The organism is Dokdonella sp., from assembly GCF_036518555.1.
Classification (GTDB): domain Bacteria; phylum Pseudomonadota; class Gammaproteobacteria; order Xanthomonadales; family Rhodanobacteraceae; genus Dokdonella_A.
Window position 1 is genome coordinate 1 of the sequence record NZ_DATDMY010000075.1, and the last position, 13,902, is coordinate 13,902.

The 13,902-nt window shown below is 70.2% G+C and carries 15 protein-coding genes; 5 read left to right on the forward strand and 10 right to left on the reverse strand.

Translation table 11 applies throughout. From position 1 onward, the window contains the following. Positions 1-38 precede the first annotated feature (38 nt). The 3 genes from VI238_RS04830 to VI238_RS04840 form a co-directional block, all read right to left on the reverse strand. Entirely contained in the window at positions 39-620 is a 582-nt protein-coding gene (locus tag VI238_RS04830) for a YggT family protein (RefSeq protein ID WP_331649032.1), read from the reverse strand. Between the two features lie 44 nt (positions 621-664). Further along, positions 665-1,513 (reverse strand): pyrroline-5-carboxylate reductase, encoded by an 849-nt coding sequence (gene proC / locus VI238_RS04835; RefSeq protein ID WP_331649034.1) that lies wholly within the window; start codon positions 1,511-1,513, stop codon positions 665-667. A 71-nt stretch (positions 1,514-1,584) separates the two neighbouring features. After that, on the reverse strand, positions 1,585-2,265 hold the full coding sequence (locus VI238_RS04840; protein WP_331649036.1) for a YggS family pyridoxal phosphate-dependent enzyme: 681 nt from the start codon (positions 2,263-2,265) through the stop codon (positions 1,585-1,587). Positions 2,266-2,356: 91 nt separating this feature from the next. Here VI238_RS04840 and VI238_RS04845 point away from each other — a divergent pair, with 91 nt between their 5' ends. Beyond that, positions 2,357-3,394, forward strand: coding sequence for a type IV pilus twitching motility protein PilT (locus tag VI238_RS04845; RefSeq protein WP_331649039.1), 1,038 nt, complete (start codon positions 2,357-2,359; stop codon positions 3,392-3,394). A 60-nt stretch (positions 3,395-3,454) separates the two neighbouring features. On the opposite strand, the gene VI238_RS04850 is transcribed toward VI238_RS04845, so the two are convergent. The 3 genes from VI238_RS04850 to VI238_RS04860 all read right to left on the reverse strand — a co-directional run bounded on the left by VI238_RS04850 (position 3,455) and on the right by VI238_RS04860 (position 5,415). Then, positions 3,455-4,792, reverse strand: coding sequence for a PQQ-dependent sugar dehydrogenase (locus VI238_RS04850; RefSeq protein WP_331649041.1), 1,338 nt, complete (start codon positions 4,790-4,792; stop codon positions 3,455-3,457). A gap of 156 nt (positions 4,793-4,948) precedes the next feature. Continuing rightward, a complete protein-coding gene (locus VI238_RS04855; protein ID WP_331649043.1) occupies positions 4,949-5,083 on the reverse strand; it encodes a hypothetical protein in 135 nt (44 codons plus the stop codon). Continuing rightward, positions 5,080-5,415, reverse strand: a complete 336-nt coding sequence (locus VI238_RS04860; RefSeq protein ID WP_331649045.1) for a BON domain-containing protein — start codon at positions 5,413-5,415, stop codon at positions 5,080-5,082. The genes VI238_RS04855 and VI238_RS04860 overlap by 4 nt, the downstream gene beginning before the upstream one ends. 156 nt (positions 5,416-5,571) lie before the next feature. Between VI238_RS04860 and VI238_RS04865 the strand changes: the two genes are divergently transcribed. Beyond that, positions 5,572-5,787, forward strand: coding sequence for a hypothetical protein (locus tag VI238_RS04865; RefSeq protein ID WP_331649047.1), 216 nt, complete (start codon positions 5,572-5,574; stop codon positions 5,785-5,787). A 213-nt stretch (positions 5,788-6,000) separates the two neighbouring features. Here the strand turns inward: VI238_RS04865 and VI238_RS04870 are convergent, their stop codons facing one another. After that, positions 6,001-6,708 (reverse strand): ParA family protein, encoded by a 708-nt coding sequence (locus VI238_RS04870; protein ID WP_331649049.1) that lies wholly within the window; start codon positions 6,706-6,708, stop codon positions 6,001-6,003. Positions 6,709-7,025: 317 nt separating this feature from the next. Here VI238_RS04870 and VI238_RS04875 point away from each other — a divergent pair, with 317 nt between their 5' ends. The 3 genes from VI238_RS04875 to VI238_RS04885 all read left to right on the forward strand — a co-directional run bounded on the left by VI238_RS04875 (position 7,026) and on the right by VI238_RS04885 (position 10,152). Then, entirely contained in the window at positions 7,026-8,375 is a 1,350-nt protein-coding gene (locus VI238_RS04875) for a hypothetical protein (RefSeq protein WP_331649051.1), read from the forward strand. Positions 8,376-8,446: 71 nt separating this feature from the next. Beyond that, a complete protein-coding gene (locus tag VI238_RS04880; protein WP_331649053.1) occupies positions 8,447-9,352 on the forward strand; it encodes a metal ABC transporter substrate-binding protein in 906 nt (301 codons plus the stop codon). After that, positions 9,349-10,152: a metal ABC transporter permease gene (locus tag VI238_RS04885; protein WP_331649056.1), complete on the forward strand. Its 804-nt coding sequence runs from the start codon at positions 9,349-9,351 to the stop codon at positions 10,150-10,152. The genes VI238_RS04880 and VI238_RS04885 overlap by 4 nt, the downstream gene beginning before the upstream one ends. A 63-nt stretch (positions 10,153-10,215) precedes the next feature. Here the strand turns inward: VI238_RS04885 and VI238_RS04890 are convergent, their stop codons facing one another. The 3 genes from VI238_RS04890 to VI238_RS04900 all read right to left on the reverse strand — a co-directional run. After that, on the reverse strand, positions 10,216-11,718 hold the full coding sequence (locus VI238_RS04890) for a S10 family peptidase (protein ID WP_331649057.1): 1,503 nt from the start codon (positions 11,716-11,718) through the stop codon (positions 10,216-10,218). 129 nt (positions 11,719-11,847) lie between these two features. Beyond that, entirely contained in the window at positions 11,848-13,647 is a 1,800-nt protein-coding gene (locus tag VI238_RS04895; RefSeq protein ID WP_331649060.1) for a SpoIID/LytB domain-containing protein, read from the reverse strand. Further along, on the reverse strand, positions 13,644-13,902 hold a 259-nt coding region (locus VI238_RS04900), incomplete at its 5' end, for a hypothetical protein (protein ID WP_331649062.1). The genes VI238_RS04895 and VI238_RS04900, both read right to left, overlap by 4 nt.

The window sequence follows — 13,902 nt, forward strand, 5'->3', positions numbered from 1 at the left end:
TCGTGTTTCAATCTTTTGGTTTGGTTTTGGCTCTGGGCCTATGCGGCGGCCTGCGCTAGGCGTTGGCCGACGTCGACGAGCGGTGCGACGAGCAGCGCGAGCGCGAGCATGATCGCGAGGATCGCGAGCGCGGGCGAGAAGTCGAAGCCGCCGAACGCGGGGACGACCCGCCGGATCGGGCGCAGCAGCGGTTCGGTGAGCTGGAACAGCAGCGGCACGACCGGGTTGGAGCGCTCGACGCTGATGAAGCTGGTCAGCGCACGCACGAAGATGAGGCCGACGTACAGCACGAGCACGAGCTCGATGAGATCCGCGAGCGCCATCACCGCGAGACCGGGCACGCCGAGGCGCTGGCCGAACATCGCGTAGAGCAGCACGAGCTTGATCGCGCTCAGCAACCAGGCCAGCAGCAGCGCGGCGACGTCGAGGTTGCGCCAGTTCCGGATGAGCCGGCGCAACGGCATCAGCACGGGGTTGGTGAGCTTGTAGAGCGCCTGGCAGACAGGGTTGTAGAAGTTCGCGCGCACGAGCTGCAGCAGCACGCGGAACACGGCCAGTGCGACGAGCGTGACGAACACGAAGTTGACCAGGATCTGTCCCGCGTTGGCGAAGTAGCCCATGGCTCAGTCCCCGGCCGCCGTCGCGGCCGCAGTGCGCGTCGCGCTCACGAGAATCGCTCCGAAAGCTCCTTGCCGCGCGCCGTCGCGGCGGCGACCGCGGCCGCCACGACGCCGCGCAGGTGGCCGTTCGCGAACGCGTCGAGCGCCGCCGCGGTCGTGCCGCCCGGCGACGTCACCCGCTCGCGCAGCACCGTCGGCGGGTCGGGGTCCTCGACGAGCATGCGTCCGGCGCCGAAGCAGGTCTGGGTCGCGAGTGCGCGCGCGGTCGCGCGTGGCAGGCCTTGCGCGACGGCGGCATCTTCGAGCGCCTCGACGAGCAGGAAGAAGTACGCGGGCCCCGAGCCGGACAGCGCGGTCACCGTATCCATGAGCTCCTCGCGCTCGATCCAGACCGTGCTGCCCGCGGCGCCGAGGATCGCCTCGGCGAGATCGCGTTGTGCGGCGTCCGCATCGTCGTTGGCGATCATGCCGGTCGCGCCCGCGCCGATCAGCGCCGGCGTGTTCGGCATCGAGCGCACGATCGGCACGCCCGCGCCGAGCCAGGCGGCGAGCTGCTCGATGCGGATGCCCGCGGCGATCGAGATGACGAGCGGCCGCGTGGCGGCGACACGGGGCGCGATCTCCGCACAGACGTCCTTGAGCACCTGCGGCTTCACCGCGAGGACGAGCACGCCGGCACCTTCGATCGCCGCACGTGCATGATCGTGCACGGCGACGCCGAAGTCGCGCGCGAGTGCCGCGCGCAGCTCTTCGTTCGGTTCGGCGACCGCGATCACGCTCGCCGGCGTGCCGCCGCGCACGAGCGCGCCGACGAGGCTGCGCGCCATGTTGCCGCCGCCGATGAAGGTGATCCGGCCGGGAATCGGGATTCGGGAATCGGCAATCGGTGCCATCGCTGGACGTCGCTCCGGGGTCGTCTGCATGCGAGCATAGCAAGAGGATCGCGTGTCGCTGCGACGCCCCGCTACGATCCCCGATGCCCGAAGAGCGCGGTGCCGATGCGCACCATCGTCGCGCCTTCCGCGATCGCGAGCTCGAAGTCGTCGGACATGCCCATCGACAGCGTGTCGACACCGGCGTGATCCGCGCGCAAGGCGTCGTACAGCGCGCGCAGGCGGGCGAACGCGGCGCGGCGCTGCCCGCGATCGGGCGACGGCGCGGGAATCGCCATGAGGCCGCGCAGGCACAGCCGCGGTTCCGCGGCGACGGCGTCCGCGAGCGCGGCGACGTCGTCCGGGCGGCAGCCGGACTTGCTCGCCTCGTCGTCGATGTTGACCTGCACGAGTACGTTCAACGGCGGCTGTTCCGCCGGGCGGTGCCGCGCGAGCGGCGCGACGAGCTTGAGGCGGTCCAGGCTCTGCAGCCAGTCGAAGTGGCGGGCGGCCTCGCGGCACTTGTTCGACTGCAACGGCCCGATCAGGTGCCATTCCAGAGCGAGATCCGCGAGCTCCGCCTGCTTCGCGAGCGCCTCCTGCACGTAGTTCTCGCCGAAGGCGCGCTGGCCGCACGCTGCGAGCGCGCGCACGGCTGCCGCGGGTTGCGTCTTGGACACGGCCACGACCTCGACCGCGGGCGCGCCGGCGGCCTGTCGCGCCGCGGCGACGCGGGTGTTGACGGAAGCATAGGCTGTTTCGCAGAAATTCATCGCAAGGTCGCGCACGGTCTGGTTTTCATCTGGCTATACTGCCGCAACCGGGCGCCCGCGAGGCGCCGAACCGCCGTTCAGGGGACAGACGATGGACATTGCCGAGCTGCTGGCGTTTTCGGTCAAGAACAAGGCCTCCGACCTCCACCTGTCGGCCGGCCTGCCGCCGATGATCCGCGTCGACGGCGACGTGCGTCGCATCAATATCCCGGCGCTCGAGCACAAGCAGATCCATTCGCTGATCTACGACATCATGTCGGACAAGCAGCGACGCGACTACGAAGAGTTCCTCGAAGTCGACTTCTCGTTCGAGATCCCGAGCCTGGCGCGCTTCCGCGTCAACGCGTTCAACCAGAACCGCGGCGCCGGCGCGGTGTTCCGTACGATTCCGTCCGAGGTGCTCACGCTCGAGGATCTCGGTTGCCCGCGCATCTTCAAGGAACTGATCTCTCAGCCGCAGGGCCTGATCCTCGTCACCGGCCCGACCGGTTCGGGCAAGTCGACGACGCTCGCGGCACTGGTCGACCACGTCAACAAGAACGAGTACGCGCACATCCTCTCGGTCGAGGATCCGATCGAGTTCGTGCACACCTCGCAGAAGTGCCTCATCAACCAGCGCGAAGTGCACCGCGACACGCACGGCTTCAACGAGGCGCTGCGTTCGGCGCTGCGCGAGGACCCCGACTACATCCTCGTCGGCGAGTTGCGCGATCTCGAGACGATCCGCCTCGCGCTGACCGCCGCGGAGACCGGCCACCTCGTGTTCGCGACGCTGCACACGAGTTCCGCCGCGAAGACGATCGACCGCGTCATCGACGTGTTCCCCGCCGGCGAGAAGCCGATGGTGCGCTCGATGCTGTCGGAGTCGCTGCGCGCGGTGATCTCGCAGAGCCTGCTCAAGAAGGTCGGCGGCGGCCGCATCGCCGCGCACGAGATCATGGTCGGCATCCCGGCGATCCGCAACCTCATCCGCGAGGACAAGGTCGCGCAGATGTACTCGGCGATCCAGACCGGCAGTCAGCACGGCATGCAGACGCTCGACCAGTGCCTGCAGGATCTCGTCAAGCGCGGTATCGTCACGCGCCAGCAGGCGATCGGCTACGCGAAGAACAAGGAAATCTTCAAGTAGCAGGCACCGCTCCCGCGCGCCACCGTCCGCGAGCGGGATCGACGCCGCGACGGTGGCGGCTCAGCGGCGCGTCGCGGTGATGCGCCAAAGCGTGCCGCCCTGGTCCTCCGACACGAGCAGAGAGCCGTCGCGGGCGACCGCGATGCCGGTCGGGCGGCCCCAGACGCGTGCATCGTCGACGACGAAGCCGGTCATGAAGTCGTCGTATTCGCCGGTCGGCGCGCCGTTCGAGAAGCGCAGCCGCACGACCTTGTAGCCCGTGCGCGGCACGCGGTTCCACGAGCCGTGCAGGGTTACGAACGCGTCGCCGCGATAGTCGGCCGGAAACATCGTGCCGTCGTAGAACGCGATGCCGAGCGGGGCCGAATGCGCCTGCATGAGTACGTCGGGCACGATCGCCTCGTCCCTGATGTCGCTGCGCGCGCCGGCCCAGCGCGGGTCGGGATGCGCGCCGATGTAATACCACGGCCAGCCGTAGAAGCCGCCTTCGCGCACGCGCGTCGCATACTCGAACGGCAGGTCGTTGCCGAGGCCGTCACGTTCGTTGACGACGCACCACGGCGCCCTCGTTGCCGGTTGGACGGCCATGCCGGCGCAGTTGCGCAGGCCGGTCGCATACAGGCGCGCGTCGCTGCCGTCGGGGGCAATCGTCCAGACCGCGGCGCGGCGATCCTCGTCGCCCCAGGCGGCGCCGCGCAAGCGCGTTTTCTCGAACGCGGCGATCTCCGTGGTGCTGCGCTCGGGCATGCCGGTCGCGACATTGGATGCAGAGCCGACCGCGACGAGAAGGCGCTGCCCATCGGCGGCGGCGAGGGCGCGCGTGGAGTGGCCGCCGCCCGGGAGGTCCTTCAACACGACGGTCGGCGCGGTGCGCGCGACCGTGTCCCCGCTGGCGTAGTCGAAGCGCAGGACGCGCTCGGTCTGCGACACGTACAGCGCGGTCGGCGCGGACGGCGGGAAGAACGCGAGGCCGTAGACATCGGAAAGACCCTTGGCGAACACGGCGGGCCGGGCGGGCAGGCGACCGTCGGCACCGGGACGGAATACGAGCACGCGCCCGCCACCCGTCTCGGCGAGGAACACGTCGCCGTTCGGTGCGACGCGCAACGTACGCGGCCCGTCGAGCCCGTCCACGACGAGCTCGGCGGCGAAGCCGGGCGGCAGCGTCGGTACGCGCCCGTCGCGTGGCGATCGCTGCGCCGGACTCGCGCCGACGGTCGCGCGTTCGGCCGCGGCATCGGGCAGGTCGCTCGCGCGCACGTGGCGCCGCACGCCGGGTGCGTCGTCGCGCCAGCCGCCGAACGCGGCACTGCCCGTGCGCACCGCATCGGAGTCGGCGGCGACGGCCGCACCTGCGAAGCATCCGGCGAGCAGGGCGATGGCGGTGCGAGCGCGCATGGCGGTCTCCCGTTGTAACGGCCGTAGCTACCGTATCAGTCGCGATGCTCGAGTGCCACGTCGCCGTGGACGCGGTCGCCGCCTGCGCGGCCACGCCGGCGCCGACGCGATCCGCGCCGCGGTTCGGCGCGGGATGCCCCGGCGTCCCGCGCGCGGTCAGAACAGGTGCGTGAAGACGTAGATGAGGACGAGCAGGCCGGCGGGTACGCCGAGCAACCATGCGATCACGTACTTGAACATGTGGATCTCCCTGGATGGAGCGGGCGGCGCGAGGCCGCCCGGTGGCGTCACTTCACCTTGAGGCCGGAATCGTCGATCGCCTTGACGCCCTTCACCTGGCGCGCGGTCGCGACCGCCTTGTCGACCGCGGCCTGCGTCGGCAGAACGCCGATGAGGATGACCTTTCCGTCGACGGTCTTCACGCTGATGTCGGTGCTCTTCACGCCTTCGGTGGTCGCGAACTCCGCCTTCACCTTCGTCGTGATCCACGTATCGGTGACCGGCTGGTCGGATTTCATCGATGCGTCGTCCGCGTGGGCCTCGCTGACGAGCAGCGGAGCGAACGCGGCGCCGCAGGCGGCGACGACGGCGGCGAGCGCGGTGGTGGCGATGCGATGCTTCATGGTTGTTCTCCTGTGGATGGCGCGGCGCAAACGTAGGTGCCGCGCGTCGCACCGAAGCTGAACGCACGTATCGGCGCTTCAGCATTCCGTTAGGCAACCCCGTGTGAACTGCGCCGCGTGCCGTCGGGTGCACGTTCAACAAGGCAGGGGAATCCCATGCGCATCGGTCTCATTCTCGCGGGTGTCATTCTGGTCGCGATCGGCGCCGCCGCGTTCACCGGCAATCTCGACTTCACCCACGACCGCGAGGTCGTCAAGGTCGGCGATCTGTCCGCATCGGTGAAGGAAGAAAAGTCCGTGCCGCAGTGGCTCGGCGCGGTCGGCGTCATCGCCGGACTCGGCCTGCTCGCCGCGGGCGCGCTGCGTCGCTAGCGCGCCGCGGCAGCTCGCGCGCGTCCGCAGGTACGATGCCCTCGGCCTGCGCGAGCCTTGCGGACGCGCGCCCGCGTGACTCGACGTCCGCGCCCGTCGCGTCGCCTCGAAGAACGCGTTGGACGGTCGGGCGAGCGGCGCGATCGCGTGCGCTTCGGGACGGGTCGCGACGGCGCGCGCCCGCGTGCGCAGCGGGCCGAGCGATCGCGTCCTTCAGCTCACGAGCGTACGCGGCGGCAGCGCGGTCACGTTGCCGCGCGGTTGCAGCTCGCTGGCGCGGCGCTCGAGCCACTGCAGGAGCGGGGCCCAGTCCTCGCGATGCGAGCGTGCCTGGCCCCCGTTGTCGTCGAATACGCTGAGGCCGGTCTCGGCAAGACCGACGTAGGTCTGCGAATCGCGCACGCGGATCATCGCGGCCTGGGTCAGGCGCTCGAGGGTCGCGTCGAGCTGGCGCGCCGAGTTCGTGCGTTCGCGCAACCGATTCGCGACGAGCGCGACGCGCAGGCGCCCGCTGCGCACGTCGGCGAGCTTGCGCACGGTGTCGAGGAACGCGAGGGTCGCGCGCAGATCGATCGACGAGGGCACCACCGGGACGAGCACGGCGTCGGCGTGGCGTGCGAAGCGCTCGAACTCGTGCGCGCGCAGGCCGGCCGGCGTGTCGATGAGCAGGACCTCGGTCGACGCGGGAATGCGCAGCAGCCAGCCCGCGCTGAGGCCGTAGGTCGGGTCGTTGCTCGCGAGCGCGTGGATCGGCGGCAGGTGTGCCGCGCGCAGGCCGCACCAGGCGAGGGACGAGCCCTGCGGATCGCAGTCGACGAGGGTGGTGCGCTTGCCGCTGCGCGCGTAGCAGCCGGCGAGGTTCGTCGTGAGCGTCGTCTTGCCACAGCCGCCCTTGCTGTTCGCGACCAGGATGCGAAACATGCCCTTCCCCTAGCGGGCCGGCGGCCCCGACGTCAACCTAGCGCATGATATGCGTGTAATTCGCGAAATTCATCGCGGATCGCGCGGAAATTCCACGAGAAATGGACGTACGGACGCCTGGCCGTCCACGCATCCATCGCGCCGCCGCGCAACCACGGCACGACCTGTCAGGTCCCTGCAAGCCGATACCGACTACAAGCGCGCTCGGCCGGGGCGAAGCCCCAACCAATGGCAGATGCGCGCTGGTTTGTTATAACGTAACATTCAAACGCCGGCCTCCCCAAGCGTCGCCATCGTCCACTTCGAGCGAGTCGTCCATGCGCAAAACCGCACTGACTGCGTGCGCGGTCCTGATGTCTCCCGCGCTGTTCGCGGCGCCCCAGCGTGACGCCGCGAGCTTGCAGCAGCAGCTCGAAGCGCTCGAAGCGCGCGTCGCGGCGCTCGAGGCGAACGATCGCCGCCTGCGCGAGCAGGCCGATGCGGCGAATGCGTCCGCGAAGGCGGCACGGGACGAACTGGCCGCGCTGCAGGCGTCCGCGACCGCGGTGGCCGTGCCGGAGCCCCCTCCGGCCGCGGCCGCGACGGGCGCCAGCGCCAACGCGAACGCATTCAATCCCGCGATCAGCGTGATCCTCAACGGCAGCTATTCGACCCATTCGAAGAACCCCGACGACTACGTGCGCGCGGGATTCCCCGTCGTCGGCGAAGGCGGGCCGTCGCCACGCGGGTTCTCGCTCGGCGAAAGCGAGCTTTCGTTCGCCGCGAACATCGACGAGAAGTTCTACGGCCAGCTCACGCTCACCGCGGAGAGCGAACACGGCGAGGATCACATCGGTGTCGAGGAGGCGTTCATCGACACGACGGCGTTGCCCGAAGGGTTCAACCTTCGTCTCGGCCGCTTCTACTCCGACATCGGTTACCTCAACAGCCACCACGCGCACACCGACAGCTTCTTCGATCGGCCGCTGCCGTACCAGGCGTTCCTAGGCAACCAATACGGCGACGATGGCGCGCAGCTGCGCTGGCTCGCGCCGACCGATCTCTACCTCGAGGTCGGCAGCGAGATCTTTCGCGGCGAGCATTTCCCGAGCGCCGGCGCCGCGCACGGCGGCGCCGGCGTGAAGACGCTGTTCGCGCACGCGGGCGGCGACGTCGGCACCGAAAACTCCTGGCTCGCGGGCGTGTCGGTGCTCAAGTCGAGCGCGAAGGGTGCCGAAGACGGATTCAGCGGCGACAGCACGCTCTACATCGCCGACGCGACCTGGAAATGGGCGCCCCAGGGCAACTTCAAGGACGGCGGCGTGACGGTGCGCGGCGAATACTTCTCCGACCATCGCGACGGCGTCTGGAACGCACCGCCCGACGACGGCACGCCGCTCGCGTGGCGCGGTGCGCGCCGCGGCGCGTACCTCGAAGGCGTGTACCGCTTCAACCGCACCTGGGATCTCGGCTATCGCGTCGACAAGTTGTGGGCCGATCGCCAGGGGCCGTTCGCGAGCGCGTTCGACCCGTACCGCAACACCCTCGAGCTCGCATGGCACAACAGCGAGTTCAGCCTGTTGCGCCTGCAGTTCAGCCGCGACGAACCGACCGCGGACACGACCGACAACGCGTTGACGCTGCAGTACCAGGTCAGCCTCGGCGCGCACGGCGCGCACAAGTTCTGATCGATGCGCGAACGACGGGTTGCGGGAGCGGCCTCGACCGCGATGCTCTTCTTCCGATGGATGCGACGCCGATGAACAGACTGGTCACGCTATGCATGCTGGCGCTCTGCGCCGTCTCGTTCGCTGCGCCTGCGCGCGCGGACCTCAAGGTGTTTTCGTGCGAACCCGAATGGGGCGCGCTGCTCGCCGAGCTCGGTGGCGACAAGCTCGACGTCGCCGTCGCGACGTCGGCGCTGCAGGACGTGCACGTGATCGAAGCGAAGCCGAGCCTGATCGCGAAGGTGCGGCGTGCGGACCTCGTCGTCTGCAGCGGCGCCGAGCTCGAGATCGGCTGGCTGCCGCAGCTCGTGCGCCAGTCCGGCAACCCCAAGATCGCCTCGGGCGACGGCTCGTTCATGGCCGCCGACCAGATCACCACGCTCGAGAAGCCGACCCAGCTCGATCGCGCGAACGGCGATGTGCATCCGGGCGGCAATCCGCATTTCCAGATGGATCCGCACCGCGTGCTGGCGATCGCAAAGGCGTTGTCGGCGCGCCTGGCCAAACTCGATCCCGGCAATGCGGCGACCTACGAACAACGCCTCGCCGATTTCAGCGCGCGCTGGAGCGCGGCGATCCCGCGCTGGGAAGCGAAGGCGGCGCCGCTCAAGGGGCGCAACGTCGTCGTCCACCACGCCAGCTGGATCTACCTGACGACCTGGCTCGGCATGCACGAGATCGGCTCGCTCGAACCCAAGCCCGGCGTGCCGCCGACGAGCGCGCACCTCGCGACGCTCGTCGATACGACCAAGAGCCAGAACACGCTCGCGATCATCCGCGCCGCCTACCAGGACCCGAAGCCGGCCGACTGGCTGTCCGAGCGCACCGGCGTGCCCGCGGTGACGTTGCCGTTCACGGTCGGCGGCGACGCGCGATCGAAGGACCTGTTCTCGTTCTACGACTCGACCATCGACACCTTGCTCGGAGCGATCAAGTGACGCTGAACGTGGCCGGTCTCGATCTCTCGATCCTCGGGCCCGCGTGTGTCGCGGGCCTCATCGTGCTGTCCACGCACGTGCCGCTCGGCACCCAGGTGCTGTCGCGCGGCATCATCTTCATCGACCTCGCGATCGCGCAGATCGCCGGCCTCGGGGTGATCCTCGCGCAGTTCCTCGGCGTCGACGAAGCGAGCTGGGGCGTGCAGGTCGCGGCCGCGATCGCCGCGCTCGCGGGCGCGGGCCTGCTCGCATGGACCGACCGGCGCTGGCCCGAATACCAGGAACCGCTGATCGGCACCCTGTTCGCGCTTGCCGCGACCGGCGGCCTGCTGCTGCTCGCCAACAATCCGCAAGGCGGCGAACACCTCAAGGACCTGCTCGTCGGGCAGATCCTCTGGGTCAGCTACGGCCAGCTCGTTCCGGCCGCGGTGCTGTCGGCGGCGCTGCTCGCATTCATGGGCTGGCGCCGCGGCGAGTTGCAGGGGTTGCTGTTCTACGCCCTGTTCGCACTCGCGATCACGACGTCGGTGCAACTCGTCGGCGTCTACCTCGTGTTCGCGAGCCTGATCATCCCCGCGCTCGCGACCGCGGGCATGCAGGGCAAGGGACGCCTCGTCGCCGCGTACGCGGTCGGTGCGCTCGGTTACGCGATCGGCCTCGTGCTCTCGGCGGTGCTCGACCTGCCGAGTGGCGCGCTCATCGTCTGGATGCTCGCCGCGTGTGGCGTGCTCGCACAGCTCGTGCCCGCGGTGCGCGACGCGCACCGCGCTCGCCGTGTCGCCGCGCACGCGGGCGACTGAGCATCCGCCGGCGAGCGGCGTTCCCGCCGAACGCCGCCGATTCGAGGCGCCGGCCCGGCGCGATCAGTGCGCCGCGTAGAGCTTCATCACGTCGCGGCGCAACGCGGCCTGGCTGTCGCCGCGGCTGTAGAACATGTGGCCGCCCGGGTACTCGGCGACGCGCACGCGGTTCGGGTCGCCCATCACCGGCATCTGGTCGACGATGAGCACGGATGCCATGAACGGGCACGACAGGTCGCCCCAGCCGTGCGCGATGAGCACCTGCAGCTTGGAGTCGATCGCGACCGACTGGCGCAGTTGCTGCACCGAGCCCTTCTCCATCTCGTCGCCGCGCTCCCACGCCTTGTTCACCTCGTAGCTCAGCGCGTTGTAGCGGCCGACGTACTTCCAGCCGACCGTGTGCGTGATGAAATCGACCATCGCGGTCGTCGTCGGCGCGATGATGCCGTCGAGGATCGGGTCGTTGGTGCGCTGCGCGGGCGCGAACGGGAACGGATCCCATGCGGTCACGTTGGAATCGTAGCGGCTGCCGAGCTTGCCCTCGTCGCGGAACACTTCGCGCAGGTATGCCTGCGTCTCGAGGCGGCCGCCCGAGCGGCGCACGAATTCGGCGTCGAGCCCGGAGAGTTCCGTCACGCGCTTGACGATGCGCTCGACCGCGTGCGGATCGCTGCGCCCCTTGAGCAGGTCGGTCACGTAGTCGCCGCGCGTGTAGGCGACGACGTCGGCCATCGCGGCGTCCGTGAGCTTGCCGTGCCGTTCGAGATTCGCCGCGGCGATGCTCGGCAACGTGAGCATCCACGGCAGCGGCGACAGGTCGCCGTTGTCGTCGGCGCCGGGGTCGAGGTACGGCGACACGAGCACGAGGCCGTTCATCGCGACGCCGAGGCGCGTCTGCAGGAAGTGCGTGATGCGCGGGCCGCGGAAGCCGCCGTAGCTCTCGCCGACGAGGTACTTGCGCGAGAGCAGGCGATCGTTCCTGACCAGCCAGTCGTAGATGATGCGCGAGAGGTATTCGATGTCGGCGCCGGTCGAGTAGAACCTCTTCTTCGCTTCGTCTGCGGGCACGCGCGCGCGGCTGAAACCGGTGCCGACCGGGTCTATGAAGACGAGGTCGGTGAAGTCGAGCCAGCTTCCGGGATTGTCGCGCGGCGTGGCCGGATCGGACGGGCTGTTGCCTTCGGCCCCGAACTGCACGCGCTTGGGCCCGAGCGCACCGAGGTTGAGGTAGACCGACGACGCTCCCGGGCCTCCGTTCAATGCGAACGTCACGGGCCGATCCTTGCCGGGCACGGTGTAGGCGACGAACATGACATCGGCGATCGCTTTGCCCTTCTCGTCGAGTACCGGCAGCGATCCGACCGTCGCGTCGTACGAGAGCGAGCGACCGTCGATCGTCGTCTGCTGGCGCACCGTGCGATCGGCCGGGAACGCGGGCAGCTTCGCGTAGTCGTCGCCCTTCGATTCCTTCGCGGCGTCCTTGCCGCCGTCGTCGTCGGCGAATGCGAGTGGACTCGCGAACAGCGCGCACGCAGCGAACAACATGGCCAACGATGACTTCTTCATGGGCGTCCCCGGCGGCCGGCATGACCGCAAGCCGCGAGGGTAGGGCCCAGGCCGGGGCACGCGATGTGCCGGAAGTCGTGCGTGCCCGCGACGGGGACGTCGCGGCGTGCGGCGCCGGATCGCCGCGTGCTAGGGCGCCGCCTCGAATCCGTTCGCGTAGATGCGGTCGCCACCGACCTCGATCGCGCCGGTGACCGTGACGAGCGCGAGCGGCACGTCGCCGGCGCCGATCGCGGCGTTCTCGTCGACGTCGAGGTAGAGCGAGATCAGCACGTCGTACGTGCCCGGCGGCGTCGTCACGGGGACATGGAATGCGCGCGCCACCGCGCTGTCGCCGGGTGGCAGGCTCGTGGCCGCATCATGCGCGGGATCGTCGACGTAGCCGACGCCGCTGCGGTACAGGCTCGCGCCGACGAGCACGTGCGCATGCGCCGCGCCGGCCGCATTGCGGGCGGTCGCGGACAGCTGCGCCGTCGCGCCCGGCGCGACCGTGGTCGGCGTCGCCACGACCGCGGAGAGCGACAGCGGCGACGTCATCACCGCGGTGCGCTGGCCGCTGCCCGCGCCGTTGTCGTTGTAGTAGTGGTCGACGATCCATGGCCAGCGGTGCGCGCTCGCGTCGAGCGCCCAGCGCTGCGTGCCCCATTGCGACATGCCGCGGCCAGGGCCGAAGCAGCCGTGGCCCGCGCCGACCGGGTCGGCCAGGCAGGGCCAGCCGCTCGCGGGCGAGCCCGCGTAGCCGTCGCCGCAGGTAAGGTCCGCATTGCTGCACGACAGGCCGTCGGCGGGATCGTCCCAGCTGTTGTTCTCGGCCGAATACTCCGCCGAAGCCGCCTCGCTGCCGCCGCGCGTGAGCATGAGCCCCGGCGTGCGCGCGACCGCCGCGTCGGTGCTCGCCGACGTGCCTGCGTCGTTGACCTGGCAGCACGCGCTCGAACAGATGTCGAAGTTCGCGCTGATCGGATGCGCGACGCGCCATGCTCCGTAGCTGCGATAGGCGACGCTGCCCGCGCGCAGGCTCTGCGTGTTCCAGCTCGCGATCCACTCGCTGTCCAGGCCGCGCCCGACGTAGCTTTCGAGCGGGAGGACGCACGTATGCGTGCATGCGCCCGTGCAGCACGACTGCGTGCACGCAGCGTCCGCGTAGCCGACGCGGATCGTCGTCGGCGGCGCCAGTGCCGGGGCGAGCGCGGCGCCGCCGGGCGGCGCGAACGTGCGCGCGATCGATGCGGCGCTGGAACTCGCCGCGTCCGCCGCAACGACGGCGCCCTCGGCGCGGTCGCGCGCGCCGATTTCGATCGTGGCGCGTGGTGCCGTGTCGCCGCCGAACGCGAGCAGTACGCGCTGCACGCCCGCAAGGCGCGCGAGGCCCTCGCGCACGATGTCGGCATGGCTGTCGGCGTGCGCGCGCAAGGTCGCGCGGTCGGTCGGCGCGGCGTCGGCGTCGACCGGGTCGAGTTCGAGTTCGAAGTAGCCCGACGCATCGGTCGTCGCGCGGTGCCCTTCGATCTCGACCACGGCGCCGGCGAGCGCGAGGCCGTCGTCGCCTTGGCGCGCGAAGCCCTGCAGCCAGCGCGCGTGCGGCCTCGCTTCGCTCATTCGCGCGAGTCGCTCGTAGGCGACGGGCGGGGCGAGCGGATCGAGCAGGATCGTGATCGGCGCGTCGCCGCCATCGAGTGCGATCTCGACCGGGCGATGACCGGGTGCCTCGATGCGCAGGCGCGCGGGCGACGCGAGAGGGTATCGACGCAGCCGCCCGTCGAGGAGGATCGGGCCGTCGGCGGCGAACGCGTCGAGTTGCCGTGCGCGCGCGTCGAGCGACGCACCCGTCGTCGCATCGCGTACCGCGAGCTCGGCGGCGTGCGTCGGCAGCGCGCCGGCGCACGCGAGGACGAGCCAGGCGGTCCAGCAGCGATTCGGCGTCGTCATCGGTCGTTCTCCCCTGCGACGGCCGTCATTGGGCCACGCGCGCCGCCGGCGCGCCAGACGAATGCGCCGACGCGGCATGTACGCTTTGCGCGCATCGCGCGGATGCCGTTCATGCGCATGCGGCGCGCGTCCGGTAGCATCGCGTCGACGGCCACGCGTGCGTGCACGCGGGCCATCCAGCACGCCACAGGGGGCTCGTCATGGTCAGCAGGCTTTCCGTCGCCGCGCTCGTCGCGAGCGCGTTCGCATCCACCG